The organism is Actinomadura rugatobispora (assembly GCF_055379765.1).
Genome location: NZ_AP029191.1, coordinates 8,033,724 through 8,052,211, shown reverse-complemented (window position 1 = coordinate 8,052,211; position 18,488 = coordinate 8,033,724). Strand labels below are relative to the sequence as shown.

Below are 18,488 nucleotides of genomic sequence, written 5' to 3'. Positions count from 1 at the left end.
CTCGGGCACGCCCGCGTTCCGGACCCCGAGATCCCGCCGGGCCTGCTTGCGCGGCCGTTTCCGGGCAGGGTACGGGGGCTGGTCACGGGGGTCCGTGACCGACGGCGTCCGTGGCGGCTGGGACCGCCCCGGCTGCGCCTGCTGCCGCGGCTGGGACCGCTGCTTCGACCGGGAGCTCTGCTTGGACCGGGGACGTCCCGGATCCGCCCAGAAGGCGTCATACGAGCTCTCGGACGCATGCCTGCTGTCGCGTCGCGCCATGCCCTCTCCTGTGGAGGAGGCGAAAGCGGCGAACGACGCCGAGGTTCCGTCTCGTTCCGGGCCGCGAGGGTCCGGAACGCGTTCCTGATCGAGTCTCGGGCGGCGGCCTGGAGCCCGCTCCGCTCCTGCCGCACCCTGGGCCGCCTCACCTTCGAGTCCGGCCCGACACCCCCGGAGCATACGCCCCAGGGGCCCCCTTGATGCGGATCAGTGACAAAAAATCCTCCGGAAACCCTGTCCGGAAGCGGTTGCGCCTTTCACCGCACGCGGAGCCGGGCACCGCCTCCACGGTCCGCCCCGGCCGGCGGTGGTGCTCGCGCACGTACTGCGGTACGTGCGGGGGCGGCGGGGCGTTCACGCCCGGCGCGGCGGATTCTCGAGAGGCGCTTTCCGGGACCGTTCCGCGGGCGCGGCTTAGGCCCGGCTCAGCCTTCCCTTAAGCCAGGCATAACGCTCGTGCCATGGCCGTCCCGACGGCCTAGCGTCAGGGGTGTCATCGGTTCGCCGGTCCGGGAGGAGGTACCCCGATGATCGACCTCCGCGGGGTGGCCCACCCCTCCTCCGTCAGGACCGCGCGCCGGTGCCGGGGTCGCGCCCGGCACTCCCGTCCACGCCTCGACGATCCGCGCGCCGGCCGTCCCGCACGACGCGCCCGCCTCCAGGTTCTCCCCCCGAAAGGGCGCCTGGCCGGAGCACGGCGGATCACACCCTCCTCGACAGGGGCGGCGTGGAACTGGTCTCCGGGAGTGCCCGGCGCGATCTCAACCCCTCGGAGCATCACCCGCGGCCGCCGGACCGGCGCGGGTCCGGCGGCTCGGGTGATCCGGCTCAGGTCGACCAGGGCAGCCGCAGCGCCTCCAGCTCCGGGTCGGCCAGGATCGACTCGATGAGCGACGCCGGCCCCACGACCTTGGTGCCCCACAGGTCCCAGTCGCAGTAGACGATCCAGGAGCGGTCCTCGGGCCACAGGTTGGACGGGCAGCTCGACATCGCCGGATGGTCGTACAGCTCGGCCGCGTCCCCCAGCCGCCCGGCCAGGACGGCCTCCCGGTCCCAGTCGCCGGTGACGAGCGAGCAGTAGTAGGCGTAGCAGCGCCGGGCCTCCCCCTCGACATCGTGCCGCACCAGCAGCGACATCAGCCGGCGCCAGCCCTCGCGGTCCAGGCAGCCCTCGGCGGGCGGCTCCACGGCCGCCGACCAGCTCCCGGTGGGATGCGCCTGGCGCAGGCAGCGGTTGCCCGGCAGCGCGCCCTCCGGCACGGCCGGCTCCCCGAAGCCGCGGGCCAGCTCCGCCCAGCGCAGCCGCCGCCACCCCGCGCCCGGATGGCCGCCGCGGCCCAGCCGGGTGCCGGTGACGACCGCGCCTTCCAGCAGGTCCCGGTCGATCTCCCCCGGCGCCTCCGGCTCGGCCAGCCCGGACGCCCGGGCCGACTGGTAGACATCGTCGTGGGTGGTGGTGACCAGCCCTCCGTTCCACACGTACATGGAGTGCAGGATCCATACCGCGTCCGGGCGCCGCGGTGGTTGGTAGCCCGCGTGGTTGTGGTCGGGATCGAGATCCTTCAGCCAGCCCGTGGCCTCCCCGGAGACCGGCTCCCACGCGTCTTCGACGTCCGCCATGCTCCGCATCCTGCCACTGTTCGCAGCGGGTTCCGCACGCGGCATGACGGTGGACGGCCGATCACCGCCCCGCGTTCGCCGATCACACCCCGAAGTTCCCCGCGGTCTCCTCCGTGCGGTCCCGCTTGAGGTGCAGGTCCCAGAGGAGTCCGGCCAGGTCGGCGGGGTCGAGGATCTCCACCTCGGGCAGGGCGGGGCCGTCCGAGGAGGAGGCGGCGCCGTCCATCAGCGCGTGCACCTCGCTGCCGGCGATTCCGCCGCCGATGCTGAGCAGGCCGGTGTAGACGCCGGTTCCGGCCAGCGCGGCGTTCAGGGTCAGGACGTGGTGGCGCATCGCGGCCATGGCCGTGCCCACGTTCCCCAGCATCGGGAGGGGGTGCCGGCCCGAGGTGCCCTGGGAGAACAGGAGCGTGCCCTCGCCCCGTTCGAGCATGCCGGGCAGCACCCGCCGCGCCAGGCCGACGGGGGTGTTCAGGAAGAGGTCGATCGGGCCGCGCAGCTCGGCGGGGCCGGTCTCGGTGATCGGGGTCGGCGCGAAGCCGAGGGAGAGCCCGCCGGGGCTGTACTCGAGGACGTCGACCGTCCCGAAGCGCCGCTCGATCGCGTCCACGGCGGCCTCGGCCTGGGCGGGGTCGGCGAGGTCGGCGGGGAAGGCGGCCGCCTCGACGCCCTCGGCCGCCAGCGTCGCGACCAGCTCGTCCAGCCGGGCCGCGGTACGCGACACCAGGGCGGCGCGGAAGCCCTCGCGGCCGAACCGGCGCGCGACCGCCAGCCCGAGCGCGGGCCCGGCCCCGAACACGGCGATGGTCTTCGGCGTTCCTGCGGACATGGCACTCCCCTAACTTGAAGGCATCCTCAACTTTCTTCACGGTAGCACAGAACTTGAGGCGACCCTCAAATAACTAGGATGGGGGACATGAGCAGCGGCGGTCCCCCCAGAGCACTGCGCAGCGACGCCCGGCGCAACCGCGAGAAGGTGGTGGCCGCGGCACTGGAGATCTTCACCGAGCGCGGCCTGGACGCCCCGCTGGAGGACATCGCGCGGCGCGCGGGCGTCAGCATCGGCACCCTCTACAACCGCTTCCCCAGCCGCGAGGCGCTGATCGACGAGATCCTCCCCGACCTCATCGGCGCCCAGATCGAGGCGGGACGCGAGGCGCTGGCCCACCCCGACCCCTGGGAGGGCTTCGTGCTGTACGTCACCCGCACCTGCGAGCTGCAGGCCCGCAGCCGCGCCGTCACCGACGCCCTGTCCATGCGCTTCGACCGGGCCGAGAAGCTCGCCGAGGCCTGCGCGCAGGGGCTGTCCCACGTCGGCGCGATCATCGACCGCGCCCGCGAGGACGGCGGCCTGCGCCCCGACTTCACCCCCGCGGACCTGGTCTACATCATCTGGAGCAACGCGCGGGTCGTGGAGGCCACGGCATCGGTCGCGCCCGAAACCTGGCGGCGCAACCTGGCCTTCGTCCTGGACGGCCTGCGCGCCGAGGCCGCCCACCCGATCGCCGAACCGCCCATGAGCCCCGAGCAGATCGACGAGGCCATGCGCGGCCTCGCCCGCCGCTGACAGCGGGAAGGCCCGTCAGGAGCCGTTCAGGAGGGTGTCGAGCCGGTCGGCCTGGAGCTCCCAGCGCCACTCCTGCTCCACCCAGGAACGCCCCCGCTCCCCCAGCTTCCGCGCACGCGCGGGGTCGCCCAGCAGGTCGCCCAGCGCGCGCGCCACCGCGGCCACGGAACGGCCCTCGACGACCACGCCCGTCTCCCCGTCCAGGACCGCGTCGGGCGCACCCCCGGAATTCCCCGCCACCACGGGCAGTCCTGTCGCCGACGCCTCCAGGTACACGATGCCGAGCCCCTCGACGTCGAGGCCGCGACGGCGCGTCCTGCACGGCATGGCGAACACGTCCCCCGCGTCATAGTGCGCGGGCAGCTCCTCCCAGGGCACGCTCCCGGTGAACACCACCGAATCCGCCACCCCGAGCGACGCCGCCAGCCGCTCCAGATCGGCACGGTACGGCCCGCCGCCCACGAGCAGCAGCGCCGCGTCCGGAACGGCCTTCCGCACCCTCGGCCACGCATGGATCAGAGCGTCCTGCCCCTTACGCGGGACGAGCCGCGACACGCACACGGCCACGGGACGATCGACCAGACCGTACCGGCGCCGCATCTCCTCGCCACCGGCCCCCGCACGGAACACCCCCTCGTCCACGCCCGGAGCCAGCCACGCCATCCGCGACGCGGCGGCGGGAGACAGGACCCGCGCCATCCGGCTCCGCGTGTACTCCCCCAGGTACGTCAGCGCGTCGACGCCCTCACCGATCCGCCGCAGCAGCCCGCGCGCCACCGGCAGCGACGCCCACCCGGCCTCGTGCCCGTGCGTGAGGCCCACCAGCCGCTCCGCGCCCCGCCGCCGCAGCGCCGGCGCCAGCAGCCCCAGCGGCGCCGCCGCCCCGAACACCACCGAGTCGCAGCCCTCCGACCGCAGGATCTCCCCCGCCCGGCGCAGCACGGACGGCTCCGGCACCATCAGGGAGGTCGGGTGCCGCACCACCGGGAACGGCTGCGCGGCGTCGAACTCCGCCGCCCCCTTCCACGCCGGCGCGTACACCACCACCGACCCCGGCGGCCGCCGCACCGCGAGATTGTGCACGAACGCCTGGATGCCGCCCGGCCGGGGCGGGAAGTCGTTGGTGACGACGAGGGTCTTGGTCATCTCTCCCCAGACTAAGGAACACCGGGCCAAGAAGCACCGGGCCGGGGAACACCGGGCACCGGTCCGCCATGAGCGGAGGCCCGCCACCGGTGTCCCGGTGACGGGCCTCGCGAAACGCCGTGCAAGGGGCTCAGCGGCTGAGCTGCTTGCTCCCCTTGCCGTTCTCGTTGCCGGCCTCCAGCTCGTGCTCGCCTTCGCCGTGCTCGCCGTGGGCGTGCTCCTCGATCGGGATGTCGTCGAAGGTCCACGCCCGGTTGAGCCGCGACCGCACGTGCCCCAGCGGGCCCTTGGAGCTCGGCGCGGGAATGCCCGCGGCGTCCACCGCCGGGGCCTCGGGACGGGTGTTCTCCTTGCTCAGGATCACCGCCCGCTCCTCCTCGCGCGCCGGCTCGTGCCGCTCGCTGAACTTGCCGTCCGGCGACATCACGATGATGCCGCTCTCCACGCCGTGCGCGATCGTCGCGGCGTTGCTGCGCTGCAGCCCCAGGCAGATCCGCTTGGTGACGATGTAGGCGACCACCGGGCCGATGAAGATCGCGAACCGGAAGAACCAGGTCGTGGCGAACAGCGACACGTGGAACCGCTCGGCGAGCACGTCGTTCGCGCCGGCCAGCCACAGGATCCCGTAGAAGGCGACCGCGGCCATGCCCACGCCGGTGCGGACCGGGGCGTTGCGCGGCCGGTCGTTGACGTGGTGGTGCCGCTTGTCGCCGGTCACCCACTGCTCGATGAACGGCCACAGCGCCGCCCCGGTGAAGATGATCCCCAGCGGTCCCAGCGCCGGGATCAGGACGTTCCAGCTGATCGTGTGGCCGAACGCGGTGGTCTCCCAGTTCGGCATGATCCGCAGCGAGCCCTCGAGGATGCCCATGTAGAAGTCGGGCTGCGAGCCCGACGAGATCGCCCCGGGGTCGTAGGGGCCGAACAGCCAGATCGGGTTGATCTGGGCGAAGGCCCCCAGCAGCGCGCACACGCCGAAGGTGAACATGAAGTAGGCGCCCGTCTTGGCCATGAAGACCGGGTAGAACGGGTAGCCGTACACCTTCTCCTCGGACTGCTCCTTGACCGGCATCGCGGTGTGCTTCTGATGCCACATGATCATCATGTGCGCGGTGACCAGGCCCAGGATGAGCGCCGGGATCAGCAGCACGTGCAGGGTGAACAGCCGCGGGATGATGTCACCGGTGTTGCCCTCGGGGAACTCCCCGCCGAACAGGAACATGTAGAGGTACGACCCGACGACCGGGATCGACTCCGCCACGCCCTGGGTGATCCGCAGGCCGGTGCCCGACAGCAGGTCGTCGGGCAGCGAGTAGCCGAACAGGCCCTCGACCATGCCCAGCGTGAACATGCCGATGCCGATCAGCCAGTTGATCTCACGCGGCTTGCGGTACGCGCCGGTGAAGAACACCCGCAGCATGTGCGCCATGATCGACGCCATGAACAGGATCGCCGCCCAGTGGTGGATCTGCCGCATCAGCAGCCCGCCGCGGACGTCGAAGCTGATGTGCAGCGTCGAGGCGTAGGCCTCCGACATCCGCACGCCGTTCAGCTTGGTGTACGACCCGTCGTACACCACCTCGATCATGCTCGGCTTGAACCAGAGCGTCAGGAACGTCCCGGTCAGCAGCAGGATGATGAACGAGTACAGGGCGATCTCGCCCAGCATGAACGACCAGTGGTCCGGAAAGACCTTCTTCATGTTCCGCTTGAAGAAGGTGGTGGAGCCCAGGCGGTCGTCGAGGAAGTTCAGCGTTCCGTCGACCGCCTTCGGGGCGGTTGCCTCGCTCATCCGCGCTCCCAGAAGCTCGGGCCGATCGGCTCGGGGAAGTCGCCCGTGGCGATCAGGTAGCCGTTCTCCTCGCCCAGCGGCAGCTGCGGCAGCGACCGCGCCGCCGGGCCGAAGATGACCTTGGCGCCGTCGGTGGCGTCGAAGGTGGACTGGTGGCACGGGCACAGGATGTGGTGCGTGGTCTGCTCGTACAGGGCCGCCGGGCAGCCCACGTGCGTGCAGATCTTGGAGTACGCCACGATCCCGTTGACGGTCCAGTTCTTCTCGGTCCCGCCCTTGAGCTGGTCCTCGGGGAGGTTGATGAGGATCGTCACCGCTTTGGCGATCTCGTTCAGCGGGTGGTGCGCGTGCTCCTCGATCCCCTCCGGCAGCACCGTGATCATGCCGCCGGGCGAGGCGAAGTCGCTGACCTTGAGGGGCTTGTTGGTGCCGTCCACGACCAGGCGGACGCCCTTCTTGCCCTCGGCCTTGGCCGCCTTGACCGCCTCGCCCCAGTAGGTGTGGCGCAGCCGCTTCTCCGGCAGCGGGCCGAGGTCGCGCAGCAGCACCAGCGGGGCCAGGCCCAGCGGCGCGGCGGCCAGCAGCAGCGTGCGGCGCAGCAGCGGCCGCTTGGTGATGCCGCTGTCCTCGGCGCCCTCCAGGAACGCCTGGGTGAAGGCCTGCCGGGTGGCGGGGTCGGCCGCCATCTCGTGCCGTTCCTGGACGATCGGCTTGCTGGTCATGAGCCGGCGCACCCAGATGGTGATGCCGATGGCCAGCGCCAGGAACGACAGCGCCATCATCCCGCCGAGCCAGTAGTTGGACTCGCGGGCGCGGTGGATGCCGTGCATGCCGCCGTCGCGGCCGCTCCAGCCGATGTAGTAGGCGATGAACGCCACGCTGCCGGCGAAGGCGGCCAGGAAGAACAGCGCCACGACGCGCTCGGCGCGCTTGGCGGACTTCTCGTCCAGCTCCCCGCCCGCACCGGCGGGCGCGGAGATGTCCTGGCTGGCCAGCAGCTGCTTCTCGGCGGCCGGCGAGGGCGTGCCGAGCACCCGGCCGGGCGTCGCCCCGCCCTCGCCCGGCTCCCGTTCGGGACCGGTGGTGTCGTTGTTGTCGGTCATGACTTCTTCAGCTTCTTCGGCTTCTTGGCGGTGATCCACATGGCCGCCAGGACGAGCAGGCCGATACCGATCAGCCAGCCCGCCAGGCCCTCGGAGACGGGGCCGATGCGGCCGAGCCCGTTGCCGCCCGGGTTGGGCTCCTCACGGGTCTGGACGATGTAGGCGATGATGGCCTGCTTGTCCTTCTGGGTCAGCGTGGTGTCGTTGAACACCGGCATGGCCTGGGGACCGGTCAGCATCGCCTCGTAGATCTGCACGGGCGTGACGTCGCTCTTGTCCAGCGGCGGGGCGTACTTGCCGCCGGTCAGCGCGCCGCCCGAGCCCACGAAGTTGTGGCACTGGGCGCAGTTGGTGCGGAAGAGCTTGCCGCCGAGCGCGACGTCGCCCTTCTTCGGGTCGACCATCTCGGCCGAGGGGACCGCGGGGCCGCCGCCGAGCGAGGCGATGTAGGCGTTCAGGTCGGCCAGGTTCTTCTGCGCCTGGGCCTTCTGCTTCTCCGCCCGCGCCTTCTGCTCGGGGTCGTGGTAGTCGGTCGAGATGGTGGTGTCGAAGGCGGGGATCGGCTCCTTGCGGGGGACCTGCGCGCCCGGGTTCATGGCGGGCATCCGGCCGGTGCTGACCTGGAAGTCGACGGACGCCGCGCCCACGCCGATCAGGCTCGGGGCCAGGGGCTTGCCCTTGGCGTCCTTGCTGCCCTCGGCGTTCAGCCCGTGGCAGCTGGCGCAGTTCTTGTCGAACAGCTGCTTGCCGTTCTGCAGATCGTTCGCGGCCTGGGCCGTGTTCGCCGCCTCGGCGCGGTCAGGCTGGGGCTGGAAACCGGCGTAGATGACGCCGATCGCCGCCAGGGCCGCCAGCACGACGGCGTAGCCCGCCCACGGGCGCCGTCGCCATGCGGTGAACCTTTTCACGGAAATCCCCGTTCGGGTCGTGTCGTCGTTGGTCAAGCGGGGCTTCGCCCGGGACTGTGCCGCCTCCGGGGGTGGACCCCCGGACTCCCCGGGCTTCGCCCGGGTCATAGGTCGAGCAGGTAGATCGTCGCGAACAGGCCGATCCACACCACGTCCACGAAGTGCCAGTAGTACGACACGACGATCGCGCTCGTCGCCTGCTCGTGCGTCCAGCGCTTGGCGGCGTAGGTCCGTCCGAGGACGAACAGGAACGCGATCAGGCCGCCGGTGACGTGCAGGCCGTGGAACCCGGTGGTCAGGTAGAAGACCGAGCCGTACGCCGAGGACGACAGCGTCAGGCCGTCATGGGTGACCAGGTTGTAGTACTCGTAGGCCTGACCGGCCACGAAGTAGGCGCCCATGATGAAGGACAGCACGTACCACTCGCGCAGTCCCCAGCGCCGGAAGTTCAGCAGGCCGCCGTCGCGTCCGACCTTGCCGGCCTCGGCCTTGAACACGCCCATCTGGCAGGTGACCGAGGACAGCACCAGGATCGTGGTGTTGAACGCGGAAAGCGGAAGGTCCAGCTCGGCGCCCGGCCACGCGTGCTCGCCCTGCTGGCCGATCGTCACGGAGCGGATCGTGAAGAACATCGCGAACAGGGCCGCGAAGAACATCAGCTCGGACGACAGCCAAACGATCGTCCCCACGCTGACCAGGTTGGGACGATTCGCCCGAGCGTGAGGTGTTGTCTCTATCGCGGATGCTGTTGCCACGGGCGCCATTATTACGTCACTGGTCCGATGATCGACGCATGACCCCCCATCAGAGGTTCCCGAGCGTGTCCGACCTGCGCTTTCGGAAGGGCCCCCGAAGCCGCCCCCGGCCGCCCGACCGGCCCCGTCCGCCGCACGGTATGCGCGCGGCCACGGTTTCGACACGGAACGGCCACGGAGATCATCGGCCGGGCGGACGTGCCCGGACCCGCACCGGCCGGGTAACCTTCTCAGCCATGAGCACCGCCCCGGACAGCGCCGAGAACCCCATGACGGTTCTCATCTACAGCGACGACGCCGACACCCGCGCCCAGATCCGGCTCGCCATCGGCCGCCGGCCCGCCGCCGACCTGCCGCGGGTGGAGTTCGTGGAGCGCGCCACCCAGCCCGCCGTGGTGGAGCGGCTGGACCAGGGGGGCGTCGACGTGGTCGTGGTGGACGGCGAGGCGCAGCCCGCGGGCGGCCTGGGCGTGTGCCGCCAGGCCAAGGACGAGGTGTACGACTGCCCGCCGGTGCTCGCGATCATCGCCCGCCGCGACGACGGCTGGCTGGCGACCTGGTCGCGCGCCGACAAGGTGGTCGGCCTGCCCCTGGACCCGATGGCCCTGGCCGGTGCCGTCGCCGACCTCATGCGCTGGCGCACGGAGAACCGCCTTCCGGCTCTGTAGTCCTGCTCGCCGGGGAGGCGGGGGCGAGCCCCCCGGGCCTGAGGGGGCGGCCGGCCCCCGCGCATCCCCTCGGACCCATCGCAACCTGGGGGAATTCATGGATGCGCGCACCACCTGGCCGGCGCTGCTCAACGCCCTGCTCGACGGCGACTCGCTGTCCAGGGCCGAGACCGCCTGGGCGATGAACCAGATCATGGCCGGGGAGGCCACCGACGCCCAGATCGCGGGCTTCGCCGTCGCGATGCGCGCCAAGGGCGAGACGGTCGCCGAGGTGGCGGGCCTGGCCGAGGGCATGATGGCCAACGCCACCCCGATCGAGATCCCCGGCCGGCTCGGCGACCTGGTCGGCACCGGCGGCGACCGGGCCCACACCGTCAACATCTCCACCATGGCCGCCGTGGTCGCGGCGGCCGCCGGCGTGAAGGTCGTCAAGCACGGCAACCGCGCCGCCTCGTCGTCCTGCGGCGCCGCCGACCTCCTTGAGGAGCTGGGCGTCGCGATCACCCTGCCGCCCGAACGCGCCGCCGAGGTCGCCGAGGAGGTGGGCATCACCTTCTGCTTCGCGCCCATCTACCACCCGGCGCTGAAGCACGCGGGCCGCACCCGCAGCGAGCTGGGCACCCCCACCGTCTTCAACTTCCTGGGCCCGCTCACCAACCCCGCCCGCACCGCCACCCAGGCCGTGGGCGTGTTCCACCCCCGCATGGCGGGCGTGATCGCCGGGGTCTTCGCCGAGCGCGGCTGCTCGTCCCTGGTCTTCCGCGGCGACGACGGCCTGGACGAGCTCACCACCACCGGCACCTCCACCGTGTGGGTCGTCCGCGACGGCGCCGCCACCCAGACCACCTTCGACCCCGCCGACCTGGGCATCCCGCCCGCCGCCCCGGACGACCTGCGCGGCGCCGACGCCCCCTTCAACGCCCGCGTCGCCCGCGCCGTCTTCGCCGGCGAACCCGGCCCCGTCCGCGACATGACGCTCCTGAACGCCGCCGCCCTGATGGTCGCCTACGACGGCGCCCCCACCCCCGAAACCCTCACCGACGCCCTGGGCGCCGCCTACACCCGCGCCGCCGAAGCCGTGGACGAGGGCAAGGCCGCCGCCAAACTCGACGCCTGGGTCAAGCAGAGCAACGTCTAAAAGGAGGCCCTCCCCAGCCCCGCAGCGACCGCAACGGCGACCGCGAAAACTGTCCGGCCCGGAGCGGAGCGCCAGCGGAGTGGAGGGACGGGCAGGCGGCGGGGAGCGGGTCCGTAGCGAGCCCCCAGGCGAGCGAAGGAGGCGCTTCGCGCCGTACCGGGTGGTGTGGAGGGTCGCCCCTCCACGATTAATCCGCGTCGGGGAGGCCCAGGGCGAAGGCGGCGTCCAGGTCGTGCCTGGAGTAGGTCCTGAAGGCGATGTGGGTCTCGGTGTCGCGGATGCCGGGGACCTTGTTGAGGCGGCCGGGGATGACGTCGTTGAGCTCGTCGTGGCGGTGGACGCGGATCATGGCGATGAGGTCGTACTCGCCGGTGATGGAGTAGACCTCGCTGACGCCGTCGAGGGCGGCGATGCTCTCGGCGACCTCGTGGATGCGCGCCACGTCGGCTTTCACCAGGACGATCGCGGTGACCACGGCACCCTCCCCCATGTCGGCAACGCGGTGGCGTGATCGACTCTACCGGGGTCAGCCGCTGCTCAGGGCGGCCAGGCGGCGGGAGGGGCCGGCCCGGCGGGCGAGGACGGCGAAGGCGACGCCGGCGACGAAGCCGGCGATGTGGGCGACGTAGGCGACGTTGCTCTCCTCGTCGCCGAGGGAGAGCCACTGGATGACGAACCAGTAGCCGAGGACGACCCAGACGGGGAGCCGGATGACGACGGGCGGGACGAGGCTGACGATGCGGCCGCGCGGGTTGAGGATGAGGTAGGCGCCGAGGACGCCGGCGATGGCGCCGGAGGCGCCGATCAGCGGCGTGGTGGAGTCCGGGGAGACGTAGGCGAAGCCGTAGACGGCGACGAGGCCGAAGACGAGGTAGGACAGCAGGTAGCGCAGCCGTCCGAGGCGGTCCTCGACGCCCATGCCGACGACGAAGAGGGCGATCAGGTTGCCGAGCAGGTGCAGCGCGCCCGAGTGCAGGAACATCGAGGTGAAGGCCGAGAACCAGGGCGTCTTGTCGTAGGAGTCCTCACCGCACTGGCGGACGATCTCGGCGGGGAGCGGCTGCTGCCGGCCGGTGGTGAGCTCCTTGGGGACGGCACCGTGCTCGAAGGCGAAGCGGGCGGCGCTGCACTCGCGGGCCTTGCCCTCCCCGTACCAGGTGGAGAAGTTGGCCATGGGGGTGAGCAGGAAGACCACCACGTTGGCGGCCACCAGGAGGTAGGTCACCCACGGGACCCGCCGGGCGGGCTGGCTGTCGTAGAGCGGCAGGGCCATGAGGAGGAGGTCCTTGTGCAGAGCCTGGGGGTGATTGCCGGGTTTCTCCCGTCACCTTAGTGGGCGGCCGGAGCGGGACTCGCCGGGCTCGTGGGCGGCGTAGGCGTTGTCGATCCATTCGCGCAGCCGTTCGGCGCCGTGGACGGGGCTGGTCCAGGTGCCCTCGACCTCGACGGGGCGGATGCCGGGCGAGTCCATCCAGCGCAGGATGCATTCCATCTCTTCGGCCGCGGCGGCGCCGCCGGGGGCGCCGGTGGTGACCGACCAGGGGAAGACGGTCTCGGCGGTGGCGATGAGGGCGTCGACGTAGGGGCGGGGGTGGGCGTGGGGCGGGATGGTGCCGGCGGCGGCGAGGCGGCCGTGCCGGACGACGGCCAGCTCCCAGCCGCCGTCGAAGGCGGGCCGGGCGGCGACGACCTGGGGGCAGCCGGCCAGGGCGCCGAGCCGCTGGCCGCGGGCGGCGGCGCGGACGAACGCGGCGAGCCGGTCGCGCTGCAGGGCGGCCTCCTCGTAGCGCTGGCCGGCGGCCAGCCGGTCGATGCGGACGCGGGCGGCGGCGACCACGGGGCGCACGTCGCCGGCCAGGACCGAGCGCGCGGAGGTGACGTGGACCTCGTAGGCGTCGGCGGACTCGCGGGCCTCGCAGGGGGCGCCGCAGCGGCCGATGTCGCCGAGCGCGCAGGTGCGGGCGCGGCCGCGTTCGATGAGGCGGGGGGTGAGGCGCTGGGTGCACTGGCGCAGCGGGATGGCCTCGTGCATGGCGGCGCGGGCCTCTTCGGCCTGCCGCCGTGAGGAGAGGGGGCCGAGGTAGGCGGCGCCGTCGTCGCGGCATTCGCGGACGATGGACAGCCGGGGGAAGGGTTCGACGGTCAGCTTGAGCCACATGACCCGCTCGGGGAACTTGGAGCGGCGGTTGTAGCGGGGTTTGTGCTCGGCGATGAGGCGGAGTTCGCGGATCTCGGCCTCCAGGCCGGTGGCGCACTCGATGGTGCGGACGCGTTCGGCGAGGCCGACCATCTCGCGGACGCGGTGGCGGGTCTCCGAGCCGGTGAAGTAGCTGCGGACGCGGCTGCGCAGGTCGCCGCTCTTGCCGATGTAGAGGGCCTCGCCGCGGGCGTCCTCGAACACGTAGACGCCGGGTGCGCTGGGGACGGCGTCGGCGAGGTGGCGTTTGCGGCGCTGCTCGGGGGTGGGGGCCTTGGCGAAGCCGCGCAGCTCTTCGAGGGAGGTGACGCCGAAGGAGCCGAGCCGTTCGATGAGGCCGTGCAGGACGTCGACGGTGGCGCGGGCGTCGGCGAGAGCGCGGTGGCAGGGCCGGGTGGCGGTGCGGAAGAACCGGGCGAGGGTCTCCAGCTTGACGTTGGGCACCTCGTCGCGGTTCAGGACGCGGCGGGCGAGGTCGACGGTGTCGATGACGGGGAAGGCGGGCCAGGCGTGGCCCTGGGCGGCGCAGGCGGCCTTGAGGAAGCCGATGTCGAAGCGGGCGTTGTGGGCGACGAGCACGCAGCCGCGGGCGAACTCCAGGAACGACGGGAGCACCGAGTCGATGCGGGGCGCGGCGGTGACCATGGCCTGGGTGATGCCGGTGAGCGCGGTGATGAACGGCGGGATGGCGCCGCCGGGGTCGACGAGGGTGCCGAACTGCCCGAGGTCGGCGCCGCCGCGGACCTTGACGGCGCCGATCTCGGTGATGGCGGAGTCGGCGGGCGAGCCCCCGGTGGTCTCCAGGTCGACCACCACGAAGGTGACCTCGGCCAGGGGGGTGCCCAGGTCGTCGAGGGTGCCCTGGACGCCGTGCGCCAGCGGGCTGTCCGAATGCGCAGCCGTCATGGCGGCGACCGTAGAGCACGCCACCGACAGACCGAGGGCCGCTAGGGTGGGGGGCACCCCGGGGAACGTCGCGGGCGGGGGCGCCGACGGCGTCCCGCGAGGCTCCCGCCGGGACCGGCTGATCACGCGTTTGCCCTGGTTAAGGTGTGTGTCACCCGGGAAAACCGATCGCACCGACGGCACGGCCCGGAAGGAGCGGGATCATCGACAGCGGCCCGGAAGCGGAGGAGCGCCTGCCCCGCCCCCTCCCCGAGGCGGTCCGGGTGGGCGTGGTGGAGACGGCCGCTGAGCTGATCGGTGCGCTGCCCGCCGAGGAGGTGCCGCTGCCGCTGCGCCGCTTCGCGCGGTTCGAGCGCCGCAAGCGGGCCAAGCTGGCCGGGCAGCACATCGCCGCGCAGCTGGAGAAGGACGCCGGGTTCCGGCGGCGGGTGGCGGCGCCGCTGCGGGAGGCGCAGCCCGACCTGGTGGAGGCGGTGGAGCAGGGCCCGGTGCCGCCGGCGGCCGATCCGGTGAAGGTGGCGGTGATCGCCTACCTGCTGCGTCCCGAGGGCTGGATCCGGCTGGTGGAGGCCGCCCGCGCCGAGCTGGAGCGGTCGGCGAGCGTGTCGGAGGGCGAGGCGGCCGAGCGGCGCATCGCCGAGCTGCGCGAGGAGCTGGCGGTGGCCCGTGCGGCCCGGTCCGCCGAGGTGGAGCGGCTGCGCGCGGAGCTGCGCGACACCAAGACCGAGGTGGCCGAGCTGCGCCGCAAGCTGCACGATGCCCGTACCCGGGCGAGGGCGGCGCAGGAGCGGGCCGAGGCGCTGGCGGCGGAGACGGAGCGGGAGCTGGCCGCGGCGCGCGAGGGCACCGCGGCGGCCGACAAGGAGATGCGCAGGCTGCGCGGTCGGCTGGCGCGGGCGGAGACCGACGCCGAGGCGGCCCGGCGCGCGTCCCGGGAGGGCCGCAACGTCGACGACGTGCGGCTGCGGATGCTGCTGGACACGCTGGTGGACGCGGCGCAGGGCGTGCGCCGCGAGCTGGCGCTGCCGTCGACGATCGAGCGCCCGGCGGACGCGGTGGCCGGGGTGGAGCCCGACCGGCTGGCGCATCGCGCGCTGCCGGGGCGGGCGCTGTCGGACCAGGATCCGCAGCTGCTGGAGCGGCTGCTGACCCTCCCGCAGGTGCATCTGGTGGTGGACGGCTACAACGTCACCAAGTCCGGCTACGGCGAGCTGCCGCTGGCCGACCAGCGCAACCGGCTGCTGTCGGGGCTGGGCGGGCTGGCGGCGCAGACGCGGGCCGAGGTCACGTGCGTGTTCGACGGGGCGGACCTGGACGCCCCGGTGGCGATCCCGGCGCCGCGCGGGGTGCGGGTGCTGTTCAGCCAGCCGGGGCAGACCGCCGACGAGCTGATCGGGGAGCTGGTGCGGGCCGAGCCGCCCGGCCGCGCGGTCGTGGTGGTCTCCTCCGACCGCGAGGTGGCCGACGCCGCCCGCCGCGCCAACGCCCGTCCCGCGCCCTCCACGCTGCTGCTGCGCCGTCTGGGCCGCACCTAGGTCATCCAGGTGCCCTGACCTGCTGTTTCGGCGTCCTCGCGGCTCTCACGCGTTCTGTTCCCGTCCCGGGGTGCCGGGAGGCGGCGCCGCTGCGCCCGGTGGCGCCGCCGGTGCGGGCGGTGACGGGCGGACCGGTGTCGACAGCGCCTCGTGATCTTTATCTCACCGAGTGTGCGTAAAGTCCGAATTACTGCGTCAAAGACCAACGATTCGGTTGTGGCAGGTGTGGCCCCTCGCTAATGTCGTCCGCTGACATCGTGGACCGAGAGGGGCACAACGGATCGTGGCCAGTGATCTCACCGGGGCGGGCCCCCTGCCGCAGCGCGGCCGCCCGGGCGCACACACAGGACGCGGCGGCTCCCGCAGGCTCACGGCGACCGTCTGTCTCGCCGTGACGGCCTCGCTCACCGTTCCCGTCACCGTGCTTCCCGCGACCGCGGCGCACGCCGACCCGCGCCCCAGCGCGGCGGAGGCCCGCAAGAAGCTCACCAAGCTCAACGAGCAGGTGGAGCAGCTGGTCGAGAAGTACAACCAGGTGCAGGAGAAGCTCAAGGTCGCCAAGAAGAAGTGGCAGGCGACGCAGAAGGCGGGCAAGGAGGAGCTGACCACCTTCAACGAGCTCCAGGGAAAGATCGCCCAGATGGCGGCCGCCGCGTACAAGGCGGGCAACACCGGTGACGTGGCCGGCTTCGTCGGCGCCGACAACCCGCAGGCCGTGCTCGACCAGGCCGCGGTCTTCGAGCACCTGTCCCGCAACCGCAGCTCCGAGCTGGCCCAGTTCCTGGGGTCGGCGCAGCGGCTGCGGCGCGAGCAGGCGCAGGCCAAGGCCGCCTACGACGAGGTGGCCAAGCAGGCCAAGGACCTGAAGGCGCAGAAGGCCGAGGTCGAGAAGGGCGTCCAGAAGCAGAAGAAGCTGCTGGCCCAGCTCGGCGAGACGACCTCCTCGGGCGGGGGGACGGGCGGCAGCTACACCGGCCCGGCCAGCGGCTCGGCGCGGGTCGCGCTCAACTTCGCCTACGCCCAGCTCGGCAAGCCGTACTCCTACGGCGCGGCGGGCCCGAGCTCCTACGACTGCTCCGGGCTCACGATGAAGTCGTGGGGCGCGGCGGGCGTCGGCATCACCCGGACGACCAACTCGCAGTACGCGGCCACCAAGCGGGTCGCCAAGAGCGCGCTGCAGCCGGGCGACCTGGTGTTCTTCAACAACCTCGGCCACGTCGGCCTGTTCGTGGGCGGCGGCAAGATGATCCACGCCCCGCGGACCGGCAAGAACGTCGAGGTCGTGAGCATCACCTCGGGCTACTACCTGTCGAACTACTTCGGGGCCGGGCGTCCCTGACGCGCCGGCCCGCCGCACCCCCGGTGCGGCAGGGCCTCCGTAGCGGTCGGCGCACGCGCCGTCACAAGATCCATAGCAGGGCTTCGCCGCCGGACCGGGTTATTCCTGGTCCGGCGGCTTTTTGTCCCCTATTTGCCTTCTCGTCGACCTTTGCTATGTTGTGTCCCATTCCGGCGCCCCCCAGGCGTCGCCCGGCCCCGCGCGGCATGTCCGCCCCGGGCCCTGCGGCACCCCCCAGGTGTCGTCCCCGCTCCGGCGCCCTCCAGGTGCCGACCCCCGACTCGGCCCCGTCCAGGTGCCGCGTCCTTTCCCAACGGCCGGCCCGGCCGCACCGTGAGCGCATGTTCGGCGCGCATGGGCGCTGAGAGCGCGTCACGGCGGTCCCCCCATCGGGCCCTGGCCGCGGGCGAGACCCGATCACGGGTCGCCCCCCATAAGCACGGCGTGGCCGCCCGACCCCTGCCCTCGTGACGCCCGACCCCCTTGTTCACGAGGAGCTCTGGGCGGCCACGCCCTCCCAACCCTTCGACCCGCCCGGGTGCGCGTGCGCACCGGGTGACCTGACCGATCCCGAAAACAGGGTGCCCGTACGACGGGCGCCCACCGCCGAGTCCGCGAGAAGCGGAGCCGGGGACCCACGTCCCATCCGGGGTGAATCGGCCTCTCACCAGGCCGTAGGGCAGCTTCCACGCCCGAACCCGTCAGCTAACCCGGCAGGCGGCATGGAAGCTGAGGAGTTCCCGCAGTGGCAGGAAAGCATCGCACGCCCCAACCCCCGAGCATCACCCTCCGTATCACCGGTCGTCTCGTCGCCGGAGCCGTCGTGGTCGGCCTCGCCGCCGCCACCGCCCAGGCGTCGCTCAACGACACGGGCGGCCCGTCCCCCCAGCGGTCCGCCGCCATGATGGCCGCGGGCGCGGAGAGCAGGACCGAGCCCGAGACCCGGAAGGGCGCCGAGAAGGCGTCCGAGTCGTCGTCCTCGTCGTCGTCCTCCAGCTCCGCCAAGGCCAAGGCCGCCAAGCGCGAGAGGCCCACGGCGCAGGACGCCATCAGGCTGGCCCGCGAGCAGGTCGGCATCTCCGAGGACGGCGGCGGCGAGACCAAGTTCCAGGACTGGTACAAGTCGACCGACCGCGCCAAGGAGACCGTGGCGCGCGACGGAGGCTCCCTCGAGGGCTACAGCGACGCCGCGTGGTGCAGCATGTTCATCTCCTGGATCGGCGACCGGATCGGCCTCAGCGACCAGCTCGGCATGGACGCCTGGACGGTCGCGCACGCCGAGTGGTTCAAGGACCACGACCGCTGGGGCACCGAGCCCCGGCCGGGCGCCATCGTCTTCTTCAACTGGGGCGGCAGCAAGGACGTCAACGACATCGTGCACGTCGGGATGGTCATCAAGGACAACGGCGACGGCACGGTGAAGACCGTGGAGGGCAACACCAGCAACGCGGTCATGGTCCGCGAGCGGTCCACCGGCTCCATCGTCGGCTACGGCTACCCCGAGTACGCCAAGTCCTAGGGATAGGCCCGCGCGCCCGCGCACATAGGATCTC

At 72.4% G+C, this 18,488-nt stretch carries 16 protein-coding genes and 1 riboswitch; of the genes, 6 read left to right on the top strand and 10 right to left on the bottom strand.

Annotated elements, in window-relative coordinates:
- Positions 1-1,089: 1,089 nt before the first annotated feature.
- Positions 1,090-1,881 (bottom strand): hypothetical protein, encoded by a 792-nt coding sequence (locus ACZ466_RS36135; protein ID WP_378292951.1) that lies wholly within the window; start codon positions 1,879-1,881, stop codon positions 1,090-1,092.
- An 82-nt stretch (positions 1,882-1,963) separates the two neighbouring features.
- Positions 1,964-2,710: an SDR family NAD(P)-dependent oxidoreductase gene (locus ACZ466_RS36130; RefSeq protein ID WP_378292953.1), complete on the bottom strand. Its 747-nt coding sequence runs from the start codon at positions 2,708-2,710 to the stop codon at positions 1,964-1,966.
- Between the two features lie 87 nt (positions 2,711-2,797).
- Here ACZ466_RS36130 and ACZ466_RS36125 point away from each other — a divergent pair, with 87 nt between their 5' ends.
- Positions 2,798-3,448, top strand: coding sequence for a TetR/AcrR family transcriptional regulator (locus tag ACZ466_RS36125; RefSeq protein ID WP_378292955.1), 651 nt, complete (start codon positions 2,798-2,800; stop codon positions 3,446-3,448).
- A 15-nt stretch (positions 3,449-3,463) separates the two neighbouring features.
- Here the strand turns inward: ACZ466_RS36125 and ACZ466_RS36120 are convergent, their stop codons facing one another.
- From ACZ466_RS36120 to ctaE, 5 genes are all read right to left on the bottom strand, one after another.
- Positions 3,464-4,594 carry a glycosyltransferase family 4 protein gene (locus tag ACZ466_RS36120; protein ID WP_378292957.1) on the bottom strand — a complete coding sequence of 377 codons (1,131 nt, stop codon included), beginning with the start codon at positions 4,592-4,594 and terminating at the stop codon, positions 3,464-3,466.
- Between the two features lie 130 nt (positions 4,595-4,724).
- A complete protein-coding gene (qcrB, locus tag ACZ466_RS36115; RefSeq protein WP_378292959.1) occupies positions 4,725-6,386 on the bottom strand; it encodes a cytochrome bc1 complex cytochrome b subunit in 1,662 nt (553 codons plus the stop codon).
- Complete coding sequence (gene qcrA, locus ACZ466_RS36110; RefSeq protein WP_378292961.1) at positions 6,383-7,489, bottom strand: cytochrome bc1 complex Rieske iron-sulfur subunit; 1,107 nt, start codon at positions 7,487-7,489, stop codon at positions 6,383-6,385. Before qcrA ends, qcrB begins: the two co-directional genes overlap by 4 nt.
- Complete coding sequence (gene qcrC / locus ACZ466_RS36105; RefSeq protein WP_378292963.1) at positions 7,486-8,397, bottom strand: cytochrome bc1 complex diheme cytochrome c subunit; 912 nt, start codon at positions 8,395-8,397, stop codon at positions 7,486-7,488. The genes qcrA and qcrC overlap by 4 nt, the downstream gene beginning before the upstream one ends.
- 104 nt (positions 8,398-8,501) lie before the next feature.
- Positions 8,502-9,161 carry an aa3-type cytochrome oxidase subunit III gene (gene ctaE, locus ACZ466_RS36100; protein WP_378292965.1) on the bottom strand — a complete coding sequence of 220 codons (660 nt, stop codon included), beginning with the start codon at positions 9,159-9,161 and terminating at the stop codon, positions 8,502-8,504.
- A gap of 227 nt (positions 9,162-9,388) precedes the next feature.
- On the opposite strand from ctaE, the gene ACZ466_RS36095 reads away from it, so the two are divergent.
- Positions 9,389-9,820 carry a hypothetical protein gene (locus tag ACZ466_RS36095; protein ID WP_378292967.1) on the top strand — a complete coding sequence of 144 codons (432 nt, stop codon included), beginning with the start codon at positions 9,389-9,391 and terminating at the stop codon, positions 9,818-9,820.
- A gap of 97 nt (positions 9,821-9,917) precedes the next feature.
- On the top strand, positions 9,918-10,958 hold the full coding sequence (trpD, locus tag ACZ466_RS36090) for an anthranilate phosphoribosyltransferase (protein ID WP_378292969.1): 1,041 nt from the start codon (positions 9,918-9,920) through the stop codon (positions 10,956-10,958).
- Between the two features lie 187 nt (positions 10,959-11,145).
- Here the strand turns inward: trpD and ACZ466_RS36085 are convergent, their stop codons facing one another.
- The 3 genes from ACZ466_RS36085 to ACZ466_RS36075 are packed head-to-tail and all read right to left on the bottom strand — an operon-like array spanning position 11,146 to position 14,061.
- Positions 11,146-11,433 (bottom strand): Lrp/AsnC family transcriptional regulator, encoded by a 288-nt coding sequence (locus ACZ466_RS36085; RefSeq protein ID WP_378292979.1) that lies wholly within the window; start codon positions 11,431-11,433, stop codon positions 11,146-11,148.
- A 51-nt stretch (positions 11,434-11,484) separates the two neighbouring features.
- Positions 11,485-12,231 (bottom strand): rhomboid family intramembrane serine protease, encoded by a 747-nt coding sequence (locus tag ACZ466_RS36080; protein WP_378292971.1) that lies wholly within the window; start codon positions 12,229-12,231, stop codon positions 11,485-11,487.
- A 51-nt stretch (positions 12,232-12,282) separates the two neighbouring features.
- Positions 12,283-14,061 carry a DEDD exonuclease domain-containing protein gene (locus tag ACZ466_RS36075; protein ID WP_464041820.1) on the bottom strand — a complete coding sequence of 593 codons (1,779 nt, stop codon included), beginning with the start codon at positions 14,059-14,061 and terminating at the stop codon, positions 12,283-12,285.
- 272 nt (positions 14,062-14,333) lie between these two features.
- Between ACZ466_RS36075 and ACZ466_RS36070 the strand changes: the two genes are divergently transcribed.
- The 3 genes from ACZ466_RS36070 to ACZ466_RS36060 all read left to right on the top strand — a co-directional run bounded on the left by ACZ466_RS36070 (position 14,334) and on the right by ACZ466_RS36060 (position 18,454).
- A complete protein-coding gene (locus ACZ466_RS36070; protein WP_378292973.1) occupies positions 14,334-15,596 on the top strand; it encodes an NYN domain-containing protein in 1,263 nt (420 codons plus the stop codon).
- Positions 15,597-15,879: 283 nt separating this feature from the next.
- Positions 15,880-16,935, top strand: a complete 1,056-nt coding sequence (locus ACZ466_RS36065; protein WP_378292975.1) for a C40 family peptidase — start codon at positions 15,880-15,882, stop codon at positions 16,933-16,935.
- 594 nt (positions 16,936-17,529) lie between these two features.
- Positions 17,530-17,671, top strand: a riboswitch (cyclic di-AMP (ydaO/yuaA leader).
- A gap of 9 nt (positions 17,672-17,680) precedes the next feature.
- Positions 17,681-18,454, top strand: a complete 774-nt coding sequence (locus ACZ466_RS36060) for a CHAP domain-containing protein (RefSeq protein ID WP_378292977.1) — start codon at positions 17,681-17,683, stop codon at positions 18,452-18,454.
- The last annotated feature ends 34 nt before the right edge of the window (positions 18,455-18,488 follow it).

Bases quoted from the DNA above. Each gene is read 5' to 3' on its own strand.
- ACZ466_RS36125 (WP_378292955.1), top strand. From the start codon at position 2,798: ATGAGCAGCGGCGGTCCCCCCAGAGCACTGCGCAGCGACGCCCGGCGC.
- ACZ466_RS36075 (WP_464041820.1), bottom strand. From the start codon at position 14,061: ATGACGGCTGCGCATTCGGACAGCCCGCTGGCGCACGGCGTCCAGGGC.
- ACZ466_RS36130 (WP_378292953.1), bottom strand. From the start codon at position 2,710: ATGTCCGCAGGAACGCCGAAGACCATCGCCGTGTTCGGGGCCGGGCCC.
- ACZ466_RS36095 (WP_378292967.1), top strand. From the start codon at position 9,389: ATGAGCACCGCCCCGGACAGCGCCGAGAACCCCATGACGGTTCTCATC.
- qcrB (WP_378292959.1), bottom strand. From the start codon at position 6,386: ATGAGCGAGGCAACCGCCCCGAAGGCGGTCGACGGAACGCTGAACTTC.
- ctaE (WP_378292965.1), bottom strand. From the start codon at position 9,161: ATGGCGCCCGTGGCAACAGCATCCGCGATAGAGACAACACCTCACGCT.
- trpD (WP_378292969.1), top strand. From the start codon at position 9,918: ATGGATGCGCGCACCACCTGGCCGGCGCTGCTCAACGCCCTGCTCGAC.
- ACZ466_RS36120 (WP_378292957.1), bottom strand. From the start codon at position 4,594: ATGACCAAGACCCTCGTCGTCACCAACGACTTCCCGCCCCGGCCGGGC.
- ACZ466_RS36080 (WP_378292971.1), bottom strand. From the start codon at position 12,231: ATGGCCCTGCCGCTCTACGACAGCCAGCCCGCCCGGCGGGTCCCGTGG.
- qcrA (WP_378292961.1), bottom strand. From the start codon at position 7,489: ATGACCGACAACAACGACACCACCGGTCCCGAACGGGAGCCGGGCGAG.
- ACZ466_RS36135 (WP_378292951.1), bottom strand. From the start codon at position 1,881: ATGGCGGACGTCGAAGACGCGTGGGAGCCGGTCTCCGGGGAGGCCACG.